This window comes from Bacillus sp. FSL P2-0099, from assembly GCF_038007445.1.
Taxonomy (GTDB): Bacteria; Bacillota; Bacilli; order Bacillales; family Bacillaceae_G; genus Bacillus_A; species Bacillus_A mycoides.
Map to the genome: position 1 here is coordinate 675,118 of NZ_JBBOXE010000001.1, position 24,820 is coordinate 699,937.

The window sequence follows — 24,820 nt, forward strand, 5'->3', positions numbered from 1 at the left end:
CGTTTCTTCACCTCCATTAATCAATACGAATACGTGGATCAACGATGCTTAGAATAATATCGGAAAGAAGAGTCCCGAGTAGCGTTGCGAATCCAGTAAATAATACAAGAGCAGTTACGACACTGAAATCACGTTGAGTGATAGATTGGAAAAATAGTTGTCCAATTCCTGGGTAGCCGAAAATATTTTCTAGAATAATAGAGCCCCCAACTAAACCTGTAATTTCATATCCTAAAAATGCTGCAATTGGTAAAAATGAATTTCGTAAAATATGTCTTGAATATACTTTAGATTCTGGTACACCTTTTGCTTTTACTGTGCGTACAAAATCTTTATGTTTCGTATCAATAATTTCACTTCGTAAATATTGTACAGTTCCTACTGTTCCAATTAATGCCCCAGATAAAGCTGGTAAAATCATATGATTGAATTTACTTAAATAGTAATCAAAGGATCCAGCTGCAACTTGTGGATCAACGCTACCACTTGTAGGGAAAATTGGATATAAAAAGCCGAATAAGAATAACATTACTAATCCAAAAATAAAGAGTGGTGTACCAAATCCTAAAAAGTTATAGAGTGTAATGAGTCGATCAGCCCAAGTATCATTCCAACGTCCACTTATAACCCCAAGTGGAATAGCAATTAAGTAAGTAAGAATAAGAATAAGAAGAGCTAGCAGTACTGTATTGCCAAGACGTTCCCCAATAATATCCGTTACTTGTATTTTATGTGCGTAAGAAATTCCGAAATCCCCTTGCATAGCATTTGAAATCCACCTTACATATTGAGTGGGAATAGGATCATTTAAACCTAGTTTCTCACGTTGTTCTTCAATCACTTTTGGATCCGCTTTTGGGTTTGCTAGTTCAGCACCACTTAATGCATCACCTGGCATTGCTTTAGCAAGTGTAAAGACGAGTACACTTAATATGAATAATTGCGGAATCATCACTAAGAATCTCCGTAGTATAAACTTCCACATGTTTTATCACTCCCTTAAGGTAATGCCACCCGGTGCGTTGGCGAGATTGGTTTTAAATCGTAAGCACGACCATTTTCATTGAAATAATTTTCGTATGATTTCTCGTACTCAGAACTTACTTGCTGACGTAATTTACGTTGCTGTTCTCGGTTTTCAGGACGAATATCAGGAATTGCTGATATTAATCGCTTCGTATAAATATGTTGTGGATTATTATAAATCTCTGCACTAGTTGCTTCTTCCACAATGCGCCCGCGGTACATAACACCGATACGGTCACACATATGACGAATTACGCCCAAATCATGACTAATAAATAAATAGGTTAATCCTAGTTCAGCTTGTAAATCTTGCAAGAAGTTTAATACTTGAGCTTGTACAGAAACGTCAAGTGCAGATACTGGCTCATCCGCGATAATAAGCTTTGGTTTTAATGTAAGAGCGCGTGCAATACCAATTCGCTGTCTTTGTCCACCGGAAAACTCATGTGGATATTTATAAATAGACTCTGGGTTTAATCCAACTATACTAAGATACCCTTGAACGGTTCTACGTTCTTCATCAGGTGAGAGCTTCTCAAAATTCCGAAGAGGCTCGGCAATAATATCGAGAACACGTTTCTTCGGATTTAGCGATGAATATGGATCTTGGAAAATCATTTGGATATCTTTTCGTTGTTCTCTTAACTCAGAGCGACTTAATTTCGTTAAATCCCTATTATTAAAATGAATGCTACCGCCTGTCGCTTTCGTTAAGTGCATAATTGCTTTACCTGTTGTTGACTTGCCGCTACCTGATTCACCAACGATTCCATATGTTTCACCAGGCTGCAATTCAAAACTTACGCCATCAACTGCTCGTACGTAATCTAATGTACGTCCGAAGAAACCACCCTTAATTGGAAAGTGTACTTTTAAATCTTCTACTTTAAGCAGTGCCATGAGTTACGTCATCTCCTTTCTTATGTTGGAAGTTGAAGTGCTTGTAGCAAGTACAACGTACCCAATGGTCTGGTTTTACTTCATGTAAAACAGGATTTTCCTCATGTTGATCTGGTCTAACCCAAGGGATTCGGGCTTGGAATCGACATCCAGTGCGAGGAAGCTTCGCTAACGAAGGAACCACGCCTTGAATTACATGCAATTTTTCTTTTTCCGCATACGCAGATGGAATTGAGTTTAATAGAGAACGAGTATATGGGTGAAGCGGGTTATTAAAAATCTCTTCTACTGTTCCTGTTTCTACAACTTGTCCTGCATACATAACGACAATACGATCAGCTGTTTCGGCAACAACGCTTAAATCATGTGTAATTAAAATGATGCCCATTTTCGTTTGTTCTTGAATAGATTTTAGTAAGTCTAAAATTTGTGCTTGGATGGTTACGTCAAGAGCCGTTGTTGGCTCATCCGCAATAATGAGTGCTGGGTTACAAGCAATCGCAATCGCGATAACAATTCTTTGTCTCATTCCGCCAGATAATTCGTGAGGGTATTGTTTATATGTAAGTTCTGGTTTTGGAATACCAACTTGATGGAGTAGTTCTAAGGTGCGTTCTTTCTTTTCTGCTTTCGAAAGGTTTGTGTGGTAGTCTAAGTTTTCTTCGATTTGTTTTCCAACTGTCATAAGAGGATCGAGTGCTGTAAGAGGCTCCTGGAAAATCATACCGATGTTTGATCCGCGTACTTTATTCATCTCTGCGGTCGACATAGTAAGTAAATCCTTATCTCTATAGTTAAGTTGCCCTTGTAATTTTGTATTTGCTTCATTATGCAGTCGCATAATGGAAAGGGCAAGTGCACTTTTTCCGCAACCGGATTCACCAACTATCGCGACAATTTCATTTTCATGGACAGTTAACGAAACGTTATCAACTGCTGCATGATATTGATCTTGTATGCGAAAGGAAGTCTGTAAGTTTTCAATGCGAAGAAGTGGATTCTTCATGGTTATCCCTCCATCTTTTCTAAAAAGACTAAATATTTAGTATGTTGTTGCTATTTTAATATAAAGTGACAATGTTTGACAAGAGTAAATATTCAAAAATCTTTTTATATAGAGATGAGATGCAGTAATATAAGGATAAAAACCCTTTTAAAACGCTCACAATTATGGGGTGGATTGATAAATTATTTGTAATAAAAAAGTACTATATGTAGAAAAAAGAGAGGTGTTCTGGAAAGAACTGTCTCTCTTTTTTTTGTAAGTATAATATTATTGTTTAAGCTTGTTTTTGTTTTGTAGATCCTGTATTTAAAGTAAGAGCAAGGAAGAACATTGCAAGCACACAAGAAGCAAGGAGCAAAATGAATCCGCCGTCCCATCCGAATCCATCTACAATAAAGCCCATAGCTGCGCTAGCAAAAGTAGCTCCCCCTAGGTAACCGAAGAACCCAGTTAATCCAGCGGCAGTTCCAGCAGCTTTTTTGGGTGCTAAGTCAAGCGCGTGAAGACCAATTAGCATAACAGGTCCGTAAATTAAAAATCCAATGGAAACAAGTGCGATACTATCAATGATTGGATGCCCAGCAGGATTTAGCCAGTAAACAAGAACGGCAATGAATACACCGACCATAAATAGAATGCCAGCAGGTGCGCGGCGCCCTTTAAATAGTTTATCACTCATCCATCCGCAAAGAAGTGTACCTGGAATACCAGCCCATTCGTATAGAGCATAAGCTGTACGTGAGCTACTGTGAGTAAAGCTTTTTTCTTCTACTAAATAAGTAGGAGCCCAGTCTACAACGCCGTAACGAACGAAATAAACAAAGACGTTAGCGATAGCGATGTACCATAAAAACTTATTGTTTAATATGTATGTAAATAAAATTTCCTTTACCGAAAGTTCGCGTTCACGGTCCGCTACTTTTTCATCTGATGGATATTCCCCAGTATGTTCTTCAATAGAAGGTAATCCGCAAGATTGAGGTGTATCTCTCATCATAATTAATACATAAATCCCCACTAAAATTGAAAGAATACCTGGGAAGTAAAATATACTTTTCCAGTCATTTGCAAAGAAATATAAGCCTAATGTAACGAGAGAAGGCATAAGCGCGCCGCCGACATTATGAGCGACGTTCCAAATAGACATTTTTGTACCACGTTCACTAACGGAGAACCAGTGAACCATCGTACGACCACAAGGAGGCCATCCCATACCTTGTACCCATCCATTTAAAAACTGAAGTACAAACATAAGTATAATGCTCGTTGTAATGAAAGAAAATGAGCCGAAAATAATATTAATGATACCGGATAAAAATAGCCCAGCTGCTAAAAAGTAGCGAGGATTACAACGATCGGATACGATACCCATAAGAAATTTACTTAATCCGTAAGCGATAGATACTGCTGAAAGGATAACCCCAAGTTCCCCTTTACTAAAGCCTTGTTCGATTAAGTATGGCATTGCGAGTGAAAAGTTTTTTCGAACAAAGTAGTAACCCGCATAACCGATGAAGATGCCTAAGAATACTTGCAAACGCAATTTGCGGTATTCGCTATCAGTGCGATCAGCTGGTAAGCGTTCTGCGTGGGGCGCAGGTTTAAATAATTGTGTGAAAAACATAAAATGAAAATCCTCCCCTAATTAATTGGAAGCGTTTTAAGACAGAGAGAATACAAAAAGGCTATGAAATATAAAAAAGTTCCCTTTTTTATGATTCATAGCCATATACTCCGATTCTCCGTGACTGTCAATATTAACTTCGACGAAAATTATACAACTTTGTGACAAGAATGTAAACGTTTTTATAAAGAAAGTTGTTGACGTATTTTGTTTGTGGGATTAATATTTAAATACGTTAAATATTTTATTGCTTAAATAAGAGGTGGATAACATGCCAAATGATATGACTCATATTGATAAGATTCAAGCTCTTACATTCGCTATAGGAAAGAAAATGCAAACAGAGCTATTAGAACAAATGCAAGCATCAGGACTTACACCACCGCAGTTTTATATTTTAAAGATTTTAGATCATTACGGAGCTTCAAGAGCGACACAATTGGCGGAGAAAATGTACGTGAAACCGAGCGCGATTACAGTAATGACTGATCGTTTAATTGATCATGGGTTAGTAGAGCGCTATCACGACGATAATGATCGCCGCGTTGTTGTCATTGAGCTAACGAAGAAGGGGAAAACTACAGTAGAAGAAGCGATGGCGGCTCGTAATGAGCATATTGCAAAATACTTCTCACACTTAGAATTACAAGAGAGGGAAGATTTGTTGCGCCTCTTTGAAAAGCTAGAAACAATTATTTGCGGGAAACCAGAGAAAAAAGAGAAAAAAGAGAAAAAAGAGAAAAAAGAGAAAAACTAAGAGGAATTGAGGAGATTACATGGAGCAACAAGAAAATCAGAATAGAAAGTTGTTGTTAATCGGTTTAGTAATCGCAATGCTATTTGCTGCATTGGACGGAACAATCGTTGGTACAGCAATGCCGCGTATCGTCGGTGAACTAGGTGGATTAAGTTTAATGACATGGTTAACAACAGCGTACATGTTAACATCAACAACGGTTGTACCGATTGCAGGTAAATTAGCGGATTTACTTGGGCGTCGTAACGTATATATAGCAGGATTAATTATCTTTATGGTTGGTTCAGCGTTATGTGGTATGGCAAACGGTATGACAGAATTAATTATTTTCCGTGGTATTCAAGGTCTTGGTGGCGGTATTATGATGCCAATGGCTATGATTATTATCGGAGATATGTTTACGGGAAAAGAACGTGCAAAATGGCAAGGTATTTTTGGAGCTCTATACGGTCTTGCCTCTGTAATTGGACCACAAGTTGGTGGTTGGATTGTAGACGCAGTGAACTGGAGATGGGTATTCTATATTAACTTACCAGTTGGTATTTTAGCGACAATCTTCATTGCAATGGGATTAAAAGCACATAAACAAACAGGACCAATTAAAATTGATATCGCTGGAATCTTCACGATGATTCTCGGTGTTGTAAGTTTATTACTTGCGTTAACGTTTGGCGGGAAAGATTATGCATGGGGTTCTTGGCAAATTATCGGGTTATTTGCACTAGCTGCCATTGGTATTGTTAGCTTTGTTATCGTTGAAACGAAGGCTGAAGAACCAATTTTACCGATGCACTTCTTTAAAAACCGTACATTTACACTACTGAATGCGATCGGTTTCTTTATGAGTATCGGAATGTTTGGAGCAATTATGTTCGTACCGTTCTTTATGCAAGGAATTGTAGGCGTAAGTGCTGCTGAATCAGGAACGATTATGACACCGATGATGATTACAATGATCGTTATGAGTATTATCGGTGGTCAGCTTGTATTAAAAATTGGTGTGAAACCACAAATTATTACAGGGATGCTTATTATGGCTAGTGGTTTCTGGTTATTAACAACGATGGATATGCATACAACTAAGCTTACCGCTACTTCTTATATGATGGTTATCGGTTTAGGAATGGGTCTTGTTATGCCGATATTAACATTAGCATTACAAGAAAGCTTCCCGAAAAAAGATCTTGGCGTTGTAACATCATCAAGTCAATTCTTCCGTCAAATCGGTGGAACGTTTGGGATTACAATTTTAGGATCAATTATGAATAACACTTCAGGCACAACGTTAACAAATAAATTAGTACCTGTATTAGACACATTCCCAAAAGAAGCGGGACAAATGGTAACAAAATTTAAAGATATGATTCATACAGATCCACAAAGTTTGTATTCTATGCTATTTAGTCCAGAGGCATTAAAACAAATGCCAGAAGCATTTTCTAATAGCATCGTACCAATTTTGAAAAGCTCTTTAGTGGACTCACTTCATACTGTATTCTTAACAGGATTGGTATTTATCGTAGTAGGTGCTATCTTTACGATTTTCTTACAGAAAATTAAACTGTCTGATCGTAAAAAAGATGCTGAAGAGCCTGCTGTAGAAGAAAAGGAAAAAACTGTATCATATTCGTAATAAAAAAGCATCGCCTTATGGCGATGCTTTTTTTGAGTATAACCTTAAAAGCTTTTTAGTTAGAAATGATTGACGTATTTTTATAAATGCGTTATATTATTTTCTGTAAACGGTTACATGAAATGAGGAGAAAAGAGAATGAGTACGATTAAAGACGTTGCAAAATTAGCAGGGGTATCTGTTGCGACCGTTTCCAGAGTGTTAAATAAAAATGGATATGTCCATGAGGATACATTAAAAAAAGTAGAGCGAGCAATTGAAATGCTAGATTATAAGCCTAGTACAGTAGCGCGTTCTTTATATAATAAAAAGTCTCGTTTAATTGGCTTAGTTGTTCCAAATATCGTGAATCCATTCTTTCCGGAAGTTGCACGTGCTGTAGAAGATGTAGCACATAAGCAAGGATACACAGTTGTACTTTGTAACTCTGATGAAAATTTAGAAAAAGAGAAGCAATACATTGATGTGCTTAGACAAAATAATGTGGACGGATTTATTGTAGCAACGAATCCACAAAATAGTGTTAATTACATGAATTTGTCTATTCCAGTTGTTGCGATTGACCGTATGTTTAATGAGCGCATTCCTACTGTATATGCAGATAACTATGCAGGGAGTCAGGCGGCGACAAAGTTATTAATAGACAAAGGGTGTAAACATATTGCACATATTCGTGGACCGCGTGATGTGAGCACAGCTAATGAACGTTTTGAAGGTTTCGTAGACGTTATTACGCAAAATAATCTTTCTTATATGATTGCAGAGAGTACATTCGATCCAGCTAATAGTGAACAGGTAGCGGTGGAATTATTAGAAGAATATCCGCATATTGATGGAATTGTTGCTGGGAATGATTTAATTGCAATTGGTATTGTAAAGGCTGCACTTCAAAAGGGAATTTCTATTCCAAACGATTTACAAATTATTGGATTCGATGGAATTTCTTTAACTGAAATGATGTATCCATCTATTACGACTGTTGCACAGCCAATTTATGAAATGGGGAAAATTGCAACAGAATTGTTGTTAGAGCAGATGGAAGGAAATCCATTAGAAGAGAAACACTATCGTTTACCGATTGAAATTATAGAACGAAATACAACGAAGTAAGGAGATGAGACAGATGCCAAATATTGCAGTAGTAGGTAGCATTTCAATGGACTTAGTGGCTGTTTCAAAAATACGGCCGAAAGCAGGAGAAACAGTAATTGGTGAAGCGTTTCATACGATACCAGGAGGAAAAGGGGCCAACCAAGCAGTTGCTGCAGCTAGATTAGGAGCAAATGTAGCGATGGTTGGTGCAGTAGGAAATGATGATTACGGAACAGTAGTTAGAAAAAATTTGGAGAACGAACGCATTTTTATCGACTATGTGGTACCGGTTACAGATAGGACGACAGGAATCGCTCATATCGTTTTAGCAGAAGAGGATAACAGTATTGTTGTCGTACAAGGAGCAAATGCTCTTGTAAATGAGTCGATTGTAGATCGTTCAAAAGACCTTCTTGTAAAAGCAGATATGGTTGTTCTTCAACTAGAGATTCCGCTTGAAACAGTAAAATACGTTCTGGCTATTTGTGAGGAGCATAACATTCCAGTTATGTTGAATCCGGCTCCAGCACAAATCTTATCAGAAGATATTTTAGAAAAAGCGACTTATATTACGCCGAATGAACATGAATGTCGCATCGTATTAAATGATTTCACATCACCAATTGAAGAGTTACTTGCGAAATATCCAAATAAGCTATTGATGACGGAAGGGTCTAACGGTGTTCGTTTCCATAACGGAACGGAAGTTGTTCAAGTTCCAAGTATTGCTGTAGACGTAGTGGATACGACTGGAGCTGGTGATACATTTAACGGCGCGCTAGCAGTTGCACTTTCTGAAGGAGAAATACTTCAAAAAGCAATTCGTTTTGCGAACATTGCTGGTGGTCTTTCTGTAACGAAACTTGGGGCACAGGGCGGTATGCCAACAAGAGATAGAGTACGTGAAGTGCAGGTGATTGTCGGATGAAGAAACACGGTGTATTAAATAGTGAAATTGCGGCGGTCCTTGCTTCACTTGGACATACAGATACGATTGTAATTGCTGATTGTGGGTTACCTATTCCTGATGGAGTAAAACGAATTGATTTAGCAGTTGAAATCGGAAAACCTAGTTTTTTAGACGTATTACAAGTAGTTGCTGATGATATGGCAATTGAAAAAGTGATGTTAGCAGAAGAAGTTATTATAAATAATGCAGAGGTAAATAAAGAAGTTGAGATGCGATTAATAGAGCCAGCATTTGAATATGTGTCTCATAAGGAATTTAAAGAGCATACAAAGAGAGCGAAGGCGATTATTCGTACAGGAGAAGCAACGCCTTATGCGAATGTTATTTTACATGCAGGCGTGATTTTTTAATAAAGGGATGTGATGAGAATGCATATTGAAATGAAGAACATTTCAAAAGCGTTCAGTGGTAATCCTGTTCTAAAAAACGCACAGTTTATGATTGAAACAGGAGAAGTTCATGCATTGATGGGGGAAAATGGAGCGGGGAAATCGACGCTCATGAAGATTTTAACAGGTGTATATAAAAAAGACAGTGGAACAGTCATGTTTGATGGGAAAGAACGAACTTTTAAAAATGCGAAAGAAGCTGAAGAGTATGGTATTGCATTTATCCATCAAGAGTTGAACATATTACCGAATTTAACGGTAGCTGAAAATATGTTTCTTGGAAAAGAGTTAATGTATGGGAAAACGGGCATTTTACGTACGCGTCAAATGAATGCGATTGCCCAGCAACAATTAGCAGATCTTGGCCTACATGTGAGAGGTGCTATGCTAGCAGGTGAATTATCAGTTGGACAACAGCAAATTATTGAAATTGCTAAAGCATTAATGACAAAGGCGAGCGTTATTATTATGGATGAACCTACAGCAGCATTAACAGATCGCGAAATTGAAACGCTGTTTATTGTTATTAATAAATTACGTAAAGAGGGCGTTTCATTCGTTTATATTTCACACCGGATGGAAGAAATTTTTTCAATATGTGATGCTATTACGATTTTGCGTGATGGAGAATATGTAGGGAAGAGATTAATTCCAGAAACATCATTTGATGAAGTAGTTAGCATGATGGTGGGGCGCAGTATTGGTGAACGTTATCCAGAACGAAATAGTCAAATTGGCGAAGTGATTTTTGAAATGCGGAACGGAACGAAAAAGGGGAAATTTGAAAATGTTTCGTTTCAAGTTAGAAAAGGTGAAATCCTTGGTGTTGCGGGCTTGATGGGAGCTGGTCGCACGGATATTATGAAAGCAATATTTGGATATGAACCGCTCGATTCAGGAAAAATTTTCATGAATGGACAAGAAGTAAAAATTGATAGTCCAATTGATGCGATTAGACAACGAATTGCCTTTATTACAGAGGATAGAAAATCTGAAGGGCTTGTGTTAGATTTTTCGATTCGTGAAAATTTAGCTTTACCAAATTTAGAAAGTCTTTCAAAGGGAAGCGTTGTTAATAAAGGTTTAGAACAGCAATTTACTGAGGATATGATGAAGCTTCTTAATGTGAAAGCAGCAAACGGAGAGCAAGCTGTAAAATCTCTTTCTGGTGGAAATCAGCAAAAGATTGTAATTGCAAAATGGTTAGGTATTCATCCGCAGTTACTCATTTTAGATGAACCAACGAGAGGTGTAGATGTTGGGGCTAAAAAAGAAATTTACTCTATTATGAATAAGCTTACCGAGCAAGGAGATGCCGTTATTATGGTATCGTCTGAGCTTCCAGAAGTTTTAGGAATGAGTGATCGAGTTCTCGTCATTCATGAAGGGAAAATCGGTGGTATTTTAGAGAAAGATCAGGCATCGCAAGAGTCTATTATGGCACTAGCTACAGGGGGAGAGTAAGATATGGCTAAGAAGGGGAATGTATTACAACAACTTGGTTCTTTAATTGGATTAGTATTAATTATCGTAGTAATTACAGCTTTAAATCCAGCATTTATTGAAATTCCAAATTTATTTAATATACTGCGCCAAGTATCGATTAATGCACTCATTGCATTTGGAATGACCTTCGTTATTTTAACAGGGGGTATTGACTTATCGGTAGGTTCTATTTTAGCATTATCAAGTGCACTTGTTGCCGGAATGATGGCAAGTGGCATGGATCCGTTCCTTGCAATGGTAGTTGGATTATTAGCAGGTCTTGCAATGGGGATTGTAAACGGTATCATTATTGCGAAGGGAAAAGTAGCTCCGTTTATTGCAACTTTAGCAACAATGACTATTTTTCGCGGGTTGACGCTTGTTTATATGGACGGACGTCCGATCACTGGTCTTGGTGATCATTTAATGTTCCAAATGTTTGGCCGTGGTTATTTCCTTGGTATTCCTGTGCCAGCCGTTACAATGATGATCGCTTTTGCAGTACTGTACTTTATTTTAAAGAAAACAACGTTTGGTCGCCGTACGTTTGCGATTGGTGGAAATGAAGAAGCGGCAGCTTTATCAGGTATTAATGTTACGAGAATTAAAGTAATGATTTACGGTCTTTCCGGAATTTTGGCAGCGCTTGCAGGTATTGTCTTAACATCAAGGTTAGATTCTGCACAGCCGACTGCTGGTACTTCTTACGAATTGGATGCAATTGCTGCAGTTGTGTTAGGAGGAACGAGTCTTTCAGGTGGAAGAGGATGGATTGTTGGTACATTCATCGGTGTGCTTATTATTGGTGTACTAAATAACGGTTTAAATTTATTAGGTGTATCTTCTTTCTTCCAACAAGTTGTAAAAGGACTTGTAATCTTACTAGCTGTACTAATTGATCGTCGAAAAGAAGCGTAATGGAGGGGCAATTCATGAAAAAATGGTTACTGATACTCGTTGCATGCATCATGGTAGTTACTGCTGGTTGTTCAATGGAACCACCAGATTGGGCAAAGGATTCTAGCGATAAAGGTCGAAATAAAACTATTAAAGTTGGATTTTCTGTTTCCACTTTAAATAATCCATTTTTCGTCACGTTGAAAAAAGGTGCAGAAAAGAAAGCAAAAGATAGTGGCATTGAACTAATTGCTGTTGATGCACAAAATGATGCAGCGAAGCAAACAAACGATGTTGAAGATTTAATTCAAAAAGGTGTCGATGTAGTTGTTATTAATCCAACTGACTCAGATGCCGTTGCTTCAGCGGTAAGTGCAGCTAATGCAGCCAATGTGCCTGTTATTACAGTAGACCGAGTTGCGAATTCAGGTAAAGTTGTTTCTCACATTGCTTCTAACAATGTCGAAGGTGGTCAAATGGCTAGTGATTACATTCGGGAATTAGTTGGTGAAGGAACAAATGTTGCTGAGTTAGAAGGAATCCCTGGATCGTCTGCTGCTCGTGAGCGTGGGAAAGGATTCCATAACGTAGCTGATAAGTCTTTAAAAGTAGTAGCAAAACAAGCAGCTGATTTCGATCGTGCAAAAGGGTTATCCGTTATGGAAAATATTTTGCAAGCAAATAGCGATATTAAAGCGGTATTTGCTCATAATGATGAAATGGCATTAGGCGCAATTGAGGCATTAAAATCTGCTGGTAAAACGGATGTAGTCGTTGTTGGATTTGATGCAACGGATGATGCTGTAAAAGCGGTTAAAGATGGGCGTATGGCAGCAACAGTCGCTCAAAAACCGGAATTAATCGGAGAGAAGGCGATGGAAACAGCGAAAGAGATAACACAAGGTAAAAAAGTGGACAAATTTATTCCGATTGAATTAGAGCTTATTAAGAAAAAATAAATAAATATAAAATGAAAATTAGGAAGGAAGAATAACAAATGAAATTTTTTATTGATACAGCAAACATTAACGAAATTAAAGAGGCAAATGCATTAGGCGTAGTAGCTGGAGTAACGACAAACCCATCACTTGTAGCAAAAGAAGGCGTAGATTTCCATGAGCGTATTCGTGAAATTTGCAGCTTTATTGAAGGACCTGTAAGCGCAGAAGTAATTAGCTTAGAAGCTGACAAAATGATTGAAGAAGGAAAAGAGTTAGCAAAAATCGCTCCAAACGTTGTTGTAAAAGTTCCAATGACAACAGAAGGCTTAAAAGCAGTAAAAGCATTCTCAGATTTAGGAATTCGTACAAACGTTACATTAGTATTCTCAGCAGTGCAAGCATTACTTGCAGCTCGCGCTGGTGCGACATACGTTTCACCGTTCTTAGGTCGCCTAGATGATATCGGTCATAACGGTATGGACTTAATTCGCCAAATCGCAGAAATCTTTGCAATTCACGGCATTGAAACAGAAATCATTGCAGCATCTGTCCGTCACAGTGTTCATGTAACAGAAGCAGCATTAAACGGTTCACATATTGCAACAATCCCAGCAAACGTAATCGCTTCATTAGTGAAGCACCCATTAACAGATCAAGGAATTGAGAAATTCTTAGCTGATTGGGAAAAAACACAAGAGAAATAATACGAAATGGAGAACCCAAGTTTAATTAACTTGGGTTCTTTTTTTGTTTGAAAGAATTTTCATGCAATTGTGCATATTGTCTTTTAAATTTTTAATATAAGCTATTTAATATATACAAATCACTCTTTATTTTTCACATTTCGACATAAAAAGATAGAGGGTCTGACCAGAAAACTGGAGGACATGATTCTATAACAGAAAGCTTATTGCTTATAGAATCATGTCTTTTATTATACAAGGGAGGATAGATTACGTATTTTTATCTGAAGTTTAAGATTGATACAAGGGGATGAGTAAAATGAGAAAAAAAGCGCCATTTAAAGTGTTGTCATCGTTAACGATCGCGACAATCATCGGATGCTCAGCTGTAATGAGTGCTCCGTTAGCATACGCAGAAACGCCAGCAAAAGAAAGTGTGTCTACAACACCAATTGATTACAATTTAATTCAAGAAGATCGTTTAGCGGAAGCACTGAAGGAAAGAGGAACAATTAATCCAGCATCTTCTAAAGAAGAGACGAAAAAGGCTGTAGAGAAATATATTGAAAAGAAACAAGGGGATCAGGCAAATAAAGAAATTCTTCCAGCGGATACTGCTAAAGAGGCATCTGATTTTGTGAAAAAAGTAAAAGAGAAAAAAATGGAAGAAAAGGAGAAAGTAAAGAAACCTGAAAAAAATGTTAGCCCTGAGCAAAAACCGGAACCAAATAAAAATCAATTGAATGGGCAAGTTCCAACTTCTAAAGCAAAGCAAGCGCCATATAATGGACCGGTTCGAAATGATAAAGTATTAGTATTACTCGTTGAATTTAGTGATTATAAACATAATAATATTGATCAAACGCCAGGGTATATGTATTCGAAAGACTTTAGTAGAGAGCATTATCAAAAAATGTTATTTGGTAATGAGCCGTACAAGCTATTTGATGGTTCGAAAGTAAAAACGTTTAAACAATATTATGAAGAGCAGTCTGGCGGTAGTTATACGACGGATGGATATGTAACCGAATGGCTAACTGTGCCAGGGAAAGCGTCTGACTACGGTGCTGATGGTAGTAGTGGTCACGATAATAAAGGACCAAAAGGTGCACGTGATTTAGTGAAAGAAGCTTTACATGCAGCTGCTGAGAAAGGGTTAGATTTATCTCAATTTGATCAATTTGATAGATATGATACAAATGGTGATGGAAATCCAAATGAACCTGATGGTGTAATTGATCATTTAATGGTAATCCATGCTGGTGTTGGTCAAGAAGCTGGTGGCGGTAAATTAGGTGATGATGCAATTTGGTCACATCGTTCAAAATTAGCAATAGATCCAGTAGCGATTGAAGGTACAAAATCAAATGTAGATTACTTTGGTGGAAAAGTAGCAGCGCATGATTACACAATTGAACCAGAAGATGGAGCAGTAGGTGTATTTGCGCATGAATTTGGACATGACCTTGGTTTACCGGATGAATATGACACGAAATATACTGGAACTGGTTCACCTGTTGAAGCGTGGTCATTAATGAGTGGAGGTAGCTGGACAGGAAAAATCGCAGGAACAGAGCCAACTAGTTTCTCACCACAAAATAAAGATTTCTTACAAAAAAATATGGGTGGTAACTGGGCAAAAATTTTAGAAGTAGATTACGATAAAATTAAGAGTGGTGTAGGAGTTCCTACATATATTGATCAAAGTGTTACGAAATCCAATCGTCCAGGCGTTGTACGTGTTAACTTACCAGGTAAAAGTGTTGAAACAATTAAACCGGAGTTTGGAAAGCATGCATATTATAGTACAAGAGGAGATGATATGCATACGACATTAGAAACACCATTCTTTGATTTAACAAAAGGAACAAATGCGAAATTTGATTATAAAGCGAATTATGAACTAGAAGCAGAGTGTGATTTCATCGAAGTACATGCTGTAACAGAAGATGGAACGAAGACGTTAATTGATAGAGTTGGAGAAAAAGTAGTACAAGGAGATAAAGACACGACAGATGGAAAATGGATTGATAAATCATACGATTTAAGTCAATTTAAAGGGAAGAAAGTGAAACTACAATTCGACTATATTACAGATCCAGCTTTAACATATAAAGGTTTCGCGATGGATAATGTAAATGTAACAGTTGATGGACAAGTAGTATTTTCTGATGATGCAGAAGGAACATCTAAAATGCAGTTAAATGGATTCGTTGTTTCTGATGGGACAGAGAAGAAACAACATTATTATTATTTAGAGTGGAGAAACTATGCTGGATCAGATAATGGATTAAAAGCAGGAAAAGGTCCGGTGTATAATACTGGTCTTGTCGTTTGGTATGCAGATGATAGTTTCAAAGATAACTGGGTTGGGGTACATCCAGGTGAAGGCTTCCTTGGTGTTGTAGACTCTCATCCAGAAGCGTTTGTTGGTAATTTAAACGGGAAACCAGCGTATGGTAATACAGGCATGCAAATTGCAGACGCTGCCTTTTCATTTGATCAAACACCCTCATGGAGTGCAAATTCATTAACACGTGGACAGTTTAACTATTCTGGATTACAAGGTGTTACAACTTTTGATGATTCAAAAGTATATAGTAACAAACAAATTGCAGACGCGGGAAGAAAAGTTCCAAACCTTGGACTTAAATTCCAAGTTGTTGGACAGGCAGAGGATAAATCGGCAGGCGCTGTTTGGATTAAACGTTAATAACATAAAAGCACATTCTTCATATGAAGAGTGTGCTTTTTAATTTGTACATTAAGTTATTATTTTAGCTTATGTAATACAATTGTCTGTTCATATGTAGTGTATCAAATTATGTGGGTAAAGGAAATATTTCCGAGGAAATTGTCGAAGTATCGTCGGTATTTATACACTTTCTTTGTAGAAGAAGAAATGTAGTATTGCCTTTACAGTTTAATTTATTTACATTGTTATTTGGCTATACACAAAAGTGATATATTCGGCAATCAAAGAGCTCTATTCGATAGGGCTCTTTTTTATGGATAGAAAGGAGTGAACTAAATGAAAGAAATAATTGAATGTCCACAGTGTGAAGGGAATATTACTGCACAACATATTATTGATCTCCCGCATCCTTTTTCATTCAGGTGTCCACACTGTAAGGTGAAATTAAAAGAAATGAGGATCACACCATGTTTAATATTAGCGGCAATTTGTATAATTCCACTGTTTATTATGATTGGAGAGAGTATTAAGGAATTACTAGTAAAATATTTTTCTATTATAGATGATGTACCAACTGTACTTATTTTCTTCTTATTTTGTTATCCGTTGTATTATCTTTATGAAAAATATAATGCCATATTGTTTATTAAATACGGCTTGTTGAAAGTCAAAAGTTGAATAGGAGCTTATCATTATGTTGTGGAAAGTTTATTTAGTAATTATAGCGATATTAACTATAACTTCGCTAGTAAGAGGCATGTTTCAAACACTAATTCAAAAGTTTGATTTTGTGGTGACTATTATTACATGGATAGGACTATTTGGATTTGTTTTTGATGTACAAATATTGACGCCGATCGTTTGGCAATGCATCTTCGTATTTAGCATCATTTGGACTTTAACTGCAGTTTTTGTTTTACGTTTATATGAAGAGAAGGATGACCCGCTACCTTTTATATTCAAATTAATTGGTATTATCCCAACGCTGCCATTATATTACGGGTTATATCAATATGCATTTTAAAAAAGACAATGATGGAATTAACCCATCATTGTCTTTTTTACTTTGCTTCTTACAAAAATCATTCCAGCAAATGTTAACAAGAATGCAGTTCCGATAACGAAGCTAGCGCTAGGTGATGCTCCGATTGCTCCGACTGTAAAGGAGCCAGCAACAACTCCTAACGAGAAGAATGCATAAAACAATCCGAATGCTTTCCCTCGGTTACTATCTGTTGTATTTTCAACAAGTAAAGCATTAATTGCTGGGAAGAGGATAGCGAATCCAATTCCATAAATTATCATAACGATAAAGAGCATGCCTTTTGTTGCAAATAATCCGAGTAAAGATAACGCTAGTGCCATTACTGCAATCCCGATTAGCATTAGTTTGGAACGATTAAATCGATCGTAAATACGATTTGTTGGCAGTAAGAAGAAGAGGATAGCGGTAATTCCGAATACACTTAACATCATGCCTGTTGTAGATGCTTTAAGTGCTAATGCCTCAACTTTCACTGGTAACATATAAGTGACAATCCCTTGTGAAAACATTAGTGTGAAAGCACCAATATATGCTTGTAATAACGGTTCTGATTTCAATAGTTCAATCATATCTTCTTTGTTCATCATTTGTGTTCTTGATGTATCTTTTCTTGATACGTTATTTGGTAAGAAAAATAGAGATACGATTGTACCAAGGACCATTAAAATAGAAATAGTAATGAACACCCACTCTATACCAGCTGTTGCTTTCATAATGCCGCTGAAAGCAGGTCCTACGATTGCAGCTGTTCCAACAGCGGCACCAGATAGAGCCATTGCTTTACCTTGCCTTGCTGAATTCGTTTGCTTTGATAAAAACGTAAAGGCAGCAGGAATTAAAAATCCGTCACTAAAACCGTGCATAAAGCGCACAACTAATAGTTGTTCCCCACTTTGAACAACGGTGTATAACAAGACTATGAAACTCGTAATTCCCATGCTTATATAAAGGATTTTTTTTGCACCAAATTTATCGACAGCGGCTCCAGCGATAATATTACCGATCATATTAGCGAATGAGTACATACCGATAACTAGCCCGATAACAAGAGGGGTTCCTCCAAGACTTTGAGCGAAAGTACTCATAATAGGTAATTGTGAAAATGTATCTAAAAACGCTACGATAACAATAAAGTAAATAAAATATTTCAAGCCATATTCACCTCTCCTCTGCTATTATGGCATAATGCTAATTTCAACCGCAATGAAATTAGCATTAACAGATGTGGAAAAAAGTACAAAGTGACAAAATATTGAACGTTATTTGTTAAAATTTAGTGGAAATGAGATTGTTTTTTTGAAATATATGGATGGAAGTATTATAATAGAATTGTAAACTTCACCAGGTTAAGTATATACGTAGAGAGGGATGTATAAAATGAAAGCACTACTTTGGCATAATCAACGTGATGTACGAGTAGAAGAAGTACCAGAACCAACTGTAAGACCAGGAGCAGTTAAGATTAAAGTTAAATGGTGTGGTATCTGCGGAACAGACTTGCATGAATATTTAGCAGGACCTATTTTTATTCCAACAGAAGAGCACCCATTAACACACGTAAAAGCACCGGTTATTCTAGGTCATGAGTTTAGTGGTGAGGTAGTTGAAATCGGTGAAGGCGTTACTTCTCATAAAGTGGGAGATCGCGTCGTTGTAGAACCAATTTATTCTTGTGGTAAATGTGAAGCTTGTAAACACGGACATTACAATGTTTGTGAACAACTTGTTTTCCACGGTCTTGGCGGAGAAGGCGGCGGTTTCTCTGAATATACAGTAGTACCAGAAGATATGGTCCACCATATTCCTGATGAAATGACGTATGAACAAGGTGCAATTGTAGAACCAGCAGCAGTAGCAGTTCATGCAGTACGTCAAAGTAAATTAAAAGAGGGAGAAGCTGTAGCGGTATTTGGTTGTGGCCCGATTGGGCTTCTTGTAATCCAAGCAGCAAAAGCAGCAGGAGCAACTCCTGTTATCGCAGTGGAACTTTCTAAAGAACGTCAAGAGTTAGCAAAATTAGCAGGTGCGGATTATGTATTAAATCCAGCTACTCAAGATGTACTAGCAGAAATTCGTAACTTAACAAATGGTTTAGGTGTAAATGTGAGCTTTGAAGTAACAGGTGTTGAAGTAGTACTTCGTCAAGCGATTGAAAGTACAAGCTTTGAAGGACAAACTGTAATTGTTAGTGTGTGGGAAAAAGATGCGACAATTACGCCAAACAACCTTGTACTAAAAGAAAAAGAAGTTATCGGTATTCTTGGATACCGTCATATCTTCCCAGCTGTTATTAAATTAATTAGCTCTGGCCAAATTCAAGCAGAGAAATTAATTACGAAAAAAATCACAGTAGATCAAGTTGTTGAAGAAGGATTTGAAGCACTTGTAAAAGATAAAACACAAGTGAAAATTCTTGTTTCACCTAAATAATAGAGAATAGTAAAAAGTAGCCCTTTTCTAGAAATAGAAGAGGGCTACTTTTTTTCTATACAGAAAGGTGATAGACTTTCCTTTAACTACAGGTATTTTGTTTGGAAGGGGAAGTCTAATGCTTTCATTTATATTGACATTGAAACGGATGCTAAAAGCTTGTTTACGAGCGTGGAAAGATAAAGAATTTCAAGTATTATTCGTATTAACATTTTTAACATTAACATCTGGTACGATTTTTTATAGTACAGTTGAAGGATTACGTCCTCTTGACGCTTTATATTTTAGTGTGGTCACGTTGACGACTGTTGGTGATGGGAATTTTAGTCCGCAAACTGATTTCGGAAAGATATTTACAATCTTATACATATTTATTGGGATTGGACTAGTATTTGGATTTATTCATAAGTTGGCAGTTAATGTACAGCTGCCAAGTATATTATCGAATAGAAAAAAAGAGTAAAGCATGTGGATGCTTTACTCTTTTTTTACATTAGTTTAGACAATCATTTGCAGTAAATTAACAATACTTTATTACAATATAAGAGCATTCATTCATTATATTCACTATGTATAAAGTTATAATGATATGAACATCTGCATATTTTAATTTATTGATAGAATTTTCACGAAAGGTGGGATATTCTAGTCATAGGTTAACCGTAAGACATCGTAGGATCCTAACAAAAATCTTTACAATAATTCTATTATAAAATGGAGGATTTTATATGAAAAAGAAAGTACTTGCTTTAGCAGCAGCTATTACATTAGTAGCTCCGTTACAAAGTGTTGCATTTGCTCATGAAAATGATGGGGGAAGTAGAATAAATATAGTTCACCGCTGGTCTGCTGAAGATAAGCATAAAGAAGGCGTAAACTCTCATTTATGGATTGTAAACCGTGCAATGGATATTATGTCTCGTAATACAACACTTGTAAAACAAGATCAAGTTGCACTATTAAATGAATGGCGTACGGAGTTAGAGAACGGTATTTATGCTGCTGACTATGAAAATCCTTATTATGATAATAGCACATTTGCTTCACACTTCTATGACCCAGACAACGGAAAAACGTATATTCCATTTGCAAAGCAGGCAAAGGAAACTGGAGCTAAATATTTTAAATTAGCAGGTGAGTCATACAAAAATAAAGATATGAAACAAGCATTCTTCTATTTGGGGTTATCTCTTCATTATTTAGGGGATGTAAATCAACCGATGCATGCGGCAAACTTTACAAATCTTTCTTATCCACAAGGGTTCCATTCTAAATATGAAAACTTTGTAGATACGATAAAAGATAATTATAAAGTAACGGATGGAAATGGATATTGGAACTGGAAAGGTACAAATCCAGAAGATTGGATTCATGGAGCGGCAGTAGCTGCGAAACAAGATTACTCTGGCATTGTAAATGATAATACGAAAGATTGGTTCGTGAAAGCAGCTGTATCACAAGAATATGCAGATAAATGGCGCGCTGAAGTTACACCAATGACAGGTACGCGATTAATGGATGCACAACGTGTTACTGCTGGATACATTCAGCTTTGGTTTGATACGTACGGAAATCGTTAAATATTATAAAAAGGTCAAATCTCATAATAGAGTATTTGGCCTTTTTATCACTACACAGTACATGGAGGTATGAAACGTGAAAGGTAAATTGCTAAAAGGTGTACTTGGCTTTGGTATTGGTTTAGGAGCTTTATATAGCGGATCTTCCGTTCAAGCAGAAATGTCCACAAATCAAAATGATACGTTAAAAGTGATGACGCATAATGTGTACATGCTATCAACAAACTTATATCCGAACTGGGGACAAAATGAGCGTGCTGATTTAATTGGAGCAGCAGATTATATAAAGAATCAGGATGTTGTTATATTAAATGAAGTGTTTGATAATAGTGCTTCAAATCGCTTATTAGGAAATTTGGAGAAAGAATATCCAAATCAAACGGCAGTATTAGGTCGTAGTAGTGGAAGCGAGTGGGATAAGACGTTAGGAAACTATTCATCTTCGACTCCTGAAGATGGAGGTGTAGCGATTGTGAGTAAATGGCCAATTGTTGAAAAGATTCAATATGTATTCGAAAAAGGCTGTGGACCAGATAACTTATCAAATAAAGGATTTGTATACACAAAAGTTAAGAAAAATGATCGTTTTGTACATGTGATTGGGACTCATTTACAAGCTGAAGATAGTATGTGTGGAAACACTTCGCCAGCATCTGTACGTACAAAACAGTTACAAGAAATTCAAGAGTTTATTAAAAATAAAAATATACCAAATAACGAGTATGTGTTAATTGGTGGTGATATGAATGTAAATAAAATAAATGCTGAGAATAATAGCAATTCAGAGTATGCATCGATGTTTAAAACATTACATGCGTCTGTTCCATCTTATACAGGACATGCAGCAACTTGGGATGCGACGACAAACAGTATTGCGAAATACAATTATCCAGATGCACCTGCTGAACATTTAGATTATATTATTGCGAGTAAAGATCATGCGAATCCATCATTCGTAGAGAATAACGTATTACAAGTGAAATCTCCAAAGTGGTCTGTTACATCATGGTTCAAAAAATATACGTATGATGATTATTCTGATCATTATCCAGTAGAGGCGACTATTTCTATGAAGTAGAGTAGTCTTAAAAAAGTTTCTTCGTGAAGAAGAAACTTTTTTTATTTGAAAACAGGAAAATCATTTTTTCTTTCCAATATGTATAAGACATATATAGAAGAGGAGAGAAAAATGTGGATAGAGGAATTTTTAAGGAAGTTCCATTACCGTGTGCATTTTTAGATGAAGTGGCTTTAGAGAGGAATATTCAATCGATTATAGAGTTAAGTGGAGATAAGAAAATTCGTATAGCGAGTAAATCATTACGCTCTGTTCCAGTTATGAAAAAGATTTTAGCTGCAAATAATCGGTTTCAAGGTATTATGTGTTTTTCTCCTAGAGAAGCTTTGTTTTTAATTGAACAAGGATTTAATGATTTATTGCTCGGATATCCTGTTTATGATGAAAGAGCTTTACATGAAATTAGTTTGCTAACAAAGCAAGGGCACATTATAACTTGTATGGTGGATTGTGAAGACCATATTACTTATTTAGAAAAGATTGCTGAGAAGTCTAAAGGGTGTTTTCGCGTTTGTTTGGATATTGATATGAGTAGTCGTTTTTTGAAATTTCATTTTGGTGTAAAAAGATCCCCGGTAAAAGATGTGCAGAGCGCTTTGAAAATAGTAGAAAAGGTGAAGGGCTCATCATATTTAATACTAGATGGTGTAATGGGATATGAAGCTCAAATTGCCGGGGTGGGGGATCATATACCGAATCAATGGATGAAAAGTAAAGCTGTTTCGTATTTAAAGAAGAAATCAGTGTTAGAGGTTAAAGAAAGAAGAGAACGTATCGTAAAAGAAATACAAAACCTTGGTATTGAACTAAGATTTGTAAATGGGGGAGGAACAGGAAGTATAAAAACAACTGAGCAAGATAACTCAGTTTCAGAGATTACTGTAGGATCCGCCTTTTACTCTCCTAAACTGTTTGACTATTATAAAGAAGTAAAATTTCAGCCAGCTGCCGGATTTGTTTTACCAGTTGTACGTAAACCGGATCCTTTTATTTATACTTGCCTAGGTGGCGGATATATTGCCTCAGGTGCAGTTGGTAAAGATAAAGAGCCTGAGGTTTGGATGCCGCATGGTGCAAAACTATTAGCTTTAGAAGGTGCTGGTGAAGTGCAAACGCCAATTTTTTATAACGGCGAGGAACGAGTGGATATAGGAGATTCTATCTTGTTTCGCCATAGTAAAGCTGGGGAGTTATGTGAGCGTTTTCCTATTTTATATCGCATTAAACAAGGGGAAATTGTTGGAGAGTATTCAACATATCGGGGGGATGGACAATGCTTTCTATAAAGGGACAAAAATGGAGAAATTGGACAGGGAATGTAGAAGGAACGCCGCATTATACGATGTATCCAAAAAGTATACAAGATGTAGTAGAAGTTGTGGGGCTTGCACGAAAAAAAGGAAAGAAAATTCGTGTTGTCGGTTCAGGTCATTCGTTTACACCTCTTGTGCAAACGGAAGAAATTTTAGTTTCTTTAGATGAATTGAAGGGCATTGTGAATATTGATGCAGAGAAGAAGGTTGCCGAAGTATGGGCGGGAACAAAGCTACATGATTTAGGGAAGTTACTTCAGGAAAAAGGTTATGCGCAAGAAAATTTAGGAGATATTGATTCACAATCTATTGCAGGAGCGATTAGTACGGGGACTCATGGGACGGGTGTTACATTTGGAAGTTTATCAACACAAGTTATAGAGATCACGGCAGTTTTATCAACAGGTGAGAGTATAGTTTGTTCAGAAACCGAGAACGTCGAATATTGGAAAGCATTTCAGTTGTCGCTTGGAATGCTAGGTATCATTGTAAAGATAAAATTGAAGGTTATCCCAGCGTATTCGCTTGTTTATGAAAGTGAAAAACAATCATTGTCTACTGTAATGAACAAACTAGAAGAATATAAGAAGAATCGTCATTTTGAATTTTTCGTTTTTCCTTATTCAGATGAAGTGCAAGTGAAATTTACAAACGAAACAACGAGTAAAGAAAGTGATTTGAAATGGCATAAACTAAAGGTAGAGTTACTTGAAAATAGGATGTTCTCTTTATTATCTAAAGGGTGTAAATGGTTTCCTTCTATAAGTAAAGGAGTAAGCCGATTATCAGCTAAGGCTGTACCGAACACGAAAATAATTGGACCAAGCTATGAAGTATTCGCTACATCACGTACAGTTCCATTTTATGAAATGGAGTACAGTGTCCCTTCAAAGTATATGAGGGCTGTTGTAGAAGAAATTTCAAATCTTATTGAAAAGAAAAAGTATAAGGTGCACTTCCCGATTGAATGCCGCTACGTGAGAGGTGATGATATATGGCTCAGTCCAGCATATGGAAGAGATTCAGCGTATATAGCTGTTCATATGTATAAAGGTATGAAGTATGCCGCTTATTTTGGTGAAGTGGAGAAAATTTTTCTAAAGTATGAAGGGCGCCCACATTGGGGGAAAATGCATACGTTAACGTACGAAAAATTGCAAAATATATATCCAGAATTGCACTCGTTTCTAAAAGTGAGGAAGTCACTAGATGAAACAGGAATATTTTTAAGCCCTTATACAGAAAAGTTATTTACGATTATGAAAAAAAGCTGACA

At 36.7% G+C, this 24,820-nt stretch carries 23 protein-coding genes; 18 read left to right on the top strand and 5 right to left on the bottom strand.

Annotated features, from left to right (window positions below; all coding sequences use genetic code 11):
• Positions 1-16 precede the first annotated feature (16 nt).
• The 4 genes from opp4B to glpT form a co-directional block, all read right to left on the bottom strand.
• Positions 17-985 (bottom strand): oligopeptide ABC transporter permease, encoded by a 969-nt coding sequence (opp4B, locus tag MKY90_RS03370; RefSeq protein ID WP_033713707.1) that lies wholly within the window; start codon positions 983-985, stop codon positions 17-19.
• 14 nt (positions 986-999) lie between these two features.
• Entirely contained in the window at positions 1,000-1,926 is a 927-nt protein-coding gene (locus MKY90_RS03375; RefSeq protein ID WP_016126561.1) for an ABC transporter ATP-binding protein, read from the bottom strand.
• Entirely contained in the window at positions 1,913-2,932 is a 1,020-nt protein-coding gene (locus MKY90_RS03380) for an ABC transporter ATP-binding protein (protein WP_016126562.1), read from the bottom strand. The genes MKY90_RS03375 and MKY90_RS03380 overlap by 14 nt, the downstream gene beginning before the upstream one ends.
• 274 nt (positions 2,933-3,206) lie before the next feature.
• Positions 3,207-4,556: a glycerol-3-phosphate transporter gene (gene glpT, locus MKY90_RS03385; RefSeq protein ID WP_341090348.1), complete on the bottom strand. Its 1,350-nt coding sequence runs from the start codon at positions 4,554-4,556 to the stop codon at positions 3,207-3,209.
• Between the two features lie 271 nt (positions 4,557-4,827).
• On the opposite strand from glpT, the gene MKY90_RS03390 reads away from it, so the two are divergent.
• The 12 genes from MKY90_RS03390 (at position 4,828) to MKY90_RS03445 (ending at position 17,122) form a co-directional block, all read left to right on the top strand.
• On the top strand, positions 4,828-5,313 hold the full coding sequence (locus tag MKY90_RS03390) for a MarR family winged helix-turn-helix transcriptional regulator (protein ID WP_063218701.1): 486 nt from the start codon (positions 4,828-4,830) through the stop codon (positions 5,311-5,313).
• 19 nt (positions 5,314-5,332) lie between these two features.
• Positions 5,333-6,946 (top strand): MDR family MFS transporter, encoded by a 1,614-nt coding sequence (locus MKY90_RS03395; protein WP_044444494.1) that lies wholly within the window; start codon positions 5,333-5,335, stop codon positions 6,944-6,946.
• A gap of 138 nt (positions 6,947-7,084) precedes the next feature.
• Entirely contained in the window at positions 7,085-8,056 is a 972-nt protein-coding gene (gene rbsR, locus MKY90_RS03400; RefSeq protein WP_002029805.1) for a ribose operon transcriptional repressor RbsR, read from the top strand.
• Positions 8,057-8,069: 13 nt separating this feature from the next.
• Entirely contained in the window at positions 8,070-8,966 is an 897-nt protein-coding gene (rbsK, locus tag MKY90_RS03405) for a ribokinase (protein WP_002140386.1), read from the top strand.
• The gene (gene rbsD / locus MKY90_RS03410; RefSeq protein WP_002125248.1) at positions 8,963-9,358 is read left to right on the top strand and encodes a D-ribose pyranase; all 396 of its coding nucleotides are present in this window, start codon (positions 8,963-8,965) and stop codon (positions 9,356-9,358) included. Before rbsK ends, rbsD begins: the two co-directional genes overlap by 4 nt.
• An 18-nt stretch (positions 9,359-9,376) precedes the next feature.
• Positions 9,377-10,861, top strand: coding sequence for a ribose ABC transporter ATP-binding protein RbsA (rbsA, locus tag MKY90_RS03415; RefSeq protein WP_341090352.1), 1,485 nt, complete (start codon positions 9,377-9,379; stop codon positions 10,859-10,861).
• 3 nt (positions 10,862-10,864) lie between these two features.
• On the top strand, positions 10,865-11,800 hold the full coding sequence (locus MKY90_RS03420) for an ABC transporter permease subunit (RefSeq protein ID WP_002029798.1): 936 nt from the start codon (positions 10,865-10,867) through the stop codon (positions 11,798-11,800).
• A gap of 14 nt (positions 11,801-11,814) precedes the next feature.
• On the top strand, positions 11,815-12,738 hold the full coding sequence (gene rbsB, locus MKY90_RS03425) for a ribose ABC transporter substrate-binding protein RbsB (protein WP_098167711.1): 924 nt from the start codon (positions 11,815-11,817) through the stop codon (positions 12,736-12,738).
• A 38-nt stretch (positions 12,739-12,776) separates the two neighbouring features.
• Entirely contained in the window at positions 12,777-13,424 is a 648-nt protein-coding gene (gene fsa / locus MKY90_RS03430; protein ID WP_000667669.1) for a fructose-6-phosphate aldolase, read from the top strand.
• A gap of 298 nt (positions 13,425-13,722) precedes the next feature.
• Positions 13,723-16,116 (top strand): M6 family metalloprotease immune inhibitor InhA2, encoded by a 2,394-nt coding sequence (inhA2, locus tag MKY90_RS03435; RefSeq protein ID WP_341090354.1) that lies wholly within the window; start codon positions 13,723-13,725, stop codon positions 16,114-16,116.
• Positions 16,117-16,434: 318 nt separating this feature from the next.
• The gene (locus MKY90_RS03440; RefSeq protein ID WP_002125258.1) at positions 16,435-16,776 is read left to right on the top strand and encodes a hypothetical protein; all 342 of its coding nucleotides are present in this window, start codon (positions 16,435-16,437) and stop codon (positions 16,774-16,776) included.
• 16 nt (positions 16,777-16,792) lie between these two features.
• Positions 16,793-17,122 carry a hypothetical protein gene (locus tag MKY90_RS03445; protein WP_078185075.1) on the top strand — a complete coding sequence of 110 codons (330 nt, stop codon included), beginning with the start codon at positions 16,793-16,795 and terminating at the stop codon, positions 17,120-17,122.
• Positions 17,123-17,139: 17 nt separating this feature from the next.
• Here MKY90_RS03445 and MKY90_RS03450 read toward each other — a convergent pair whose 3' ends face one another.
• A complete protein-coding gene (locus MKY90_RS03450) occupies positions 17,140-18,294 on the bottom strand; it encodes an MFS transporter (protein ID WP_002140391.1) in 1,155 nt (384 codons plus the stop codon).
• Positions 18,295-18,520: 226 nt separating this feature from the next.
• Between MKY90_RS03450 and bdhA the strand changes: the two genes are divergently transcribed.
• The 6 genes from bdhA to MKY90_RS03480 all read left to right on the top strand — a co-directional run bounded on the left by bdhA (position 18,521) and on the right by MKY90_RS03480 (position 24,818).
• Positions 18,521-19,573 carry a (R,R)-butanediol dehydrogenase gene (gene bdhA / locus MKY90_RS03455; protein ID WP_215599050.1) on the top strand — a complete coding sequence of 351 codons (1,053 nt, stop codon included), beginning with the start codon at positions 18,521-18,523 and terminating at the stop codon, positions 19,571-19,573.
• 118 nt (positions 19,574-19,691) lie between these two features.
• Entirely contained in the window at positions 19,692-20,036 is a 345-nt protein-coding gene (locus MKY90_RS03460; protein WP_215599049.1) for a potassium channel family protein, read from the top strand.
• Between the two features lie 265 nt (positions 20,037-20,301).
• Positions 20,302-21,153, top strand: coding sequence for a phospholipase CerA (gene cerA, locus MKY90_RS03465; RefSeq protein WP_002029789.1), 852 nt, complete (start codon positions 20,302-20,304; stop codon positions 21,151-21,153).
• A 76-nt stretch (positions 21,154-21,229) separates the two neighbouring features.
• The gene (sph, locus tag MKY90_RS03470) at positions 21,230-22,231 is read left to right on the top strand and encodes a sphingomyelin phosphodiesterase (protein WP_341090360.1); all 1,002 of its coding nucleotides are present in this window, start codon (positions 21,230-21,232) and stop codon (positions 22,229-22,231) included.
• Between the two features lie 113 nt (positions 22,232-22,344).
• The gene (locus MKY90_RS03475) at positions 22,345-23,517 is read left to right on the top strand and encodes an amino acid deaminase/aldolase (protein ID WP_078185074.1); all 1,173 of its coding nucleotides are present in this window, start codon (positions 22,345-22,347) and stop codon (positions 23,515-23,517) included.
• Positions 23,505-24,818 (top strand): D-arabinono-1,4-lactone oxidase, encoded by a 1,314-nt coding sequence (locus tag MKY90_RS03480; RefSeq protein ID WP_063218690.1) that lies wholly within the window; start codon positions 23,505-23,507, stop codon positions 24,816-24,818. Before MKY90_RS03475 ends, MKY90_RS03480 begins: the two co-directional genes overlap by 13 nt.
• The last annotated feature ends 2 nt before the right edge of the window (positions 24,819-24,820 follow it).